This window comes from Bacillus sp. RIT 809, assembly GCF_016892495.1.
Taxonomy (GTDB): Bacteria; Bacillota; Bacilli; order Bacillales; family Bacillaceae_G; genus Bacillus_A; species Bacillus_A cereus_U.
This window is the reverse complement of record NZ_JAFEMR010000067.1, coordinates 1-613: the sequence shown is the minus strand read 5'-3', so window position 1 is coordinate 613 and position 613 is coordinate 1. Positions and strand designations below refer to the sequence as shown.

Sequence of the window (613 nt, the reverse complement as noted above, 5' to 3'; positions counted from 1 at the left end):
ATTTGCAGACCTAGCACAATATGATGCAAATGGCGTTCTTTATACGTACACAGTAAAAGAGCATCCGGTAGCGGGATATAAATCAGAAGTAAACGGTTATAACATTACGAATACAAAAGATGCAAAAACAACAGTAGCAGGAACGAAAACTTGGAATGACAACAATGCAACAGATCGACCAGCAACAATCCAAGTAGATTTATTGCAAAATGGCAACGTAATTCAAACACAAGATGTAACAGCAGCAAACGGTTGGAATTATACATTTGCAAATATACCTGCGTATGATAATGACGGTAATGCCTATACGTATACAGTAAAAGAACATCCAGTAACGGGATATAAATCGGAAGTAAACGGTTATAACATTACGAATACAAAAGATGCAAAAACAACAGTAGCAGGAACGAAAACTTGGAATGACAACAATGCAACAGATCGACCAACAACAATCCAGGTAGACTTATTGCAAAATGGTAACGTAATTCAAACACAAGATGTAACGGCAGGGAATAATTGGAATTATACGTTTGCAGACCTAGCACAATATGATGCAAATGGCGTTCTTTATACGTATACAGTAAAAGAACATCCAGTAACGGGATATAAATCG

Annotated in this window: 1 protein-coding gene; it reads left to right on the top strand. The window is 36.7% G+C overall.

Annotated features, from left to right (window positions below; all coding sequences use genetic code 11):
• Positions 1–613 (top strand): Cna B-type domain-containing protein (locus JTF23_RS27420; RefSeq protein ID WP_204210288.1); only part of this gene is annotated, 613 nt, incomplete at both ends.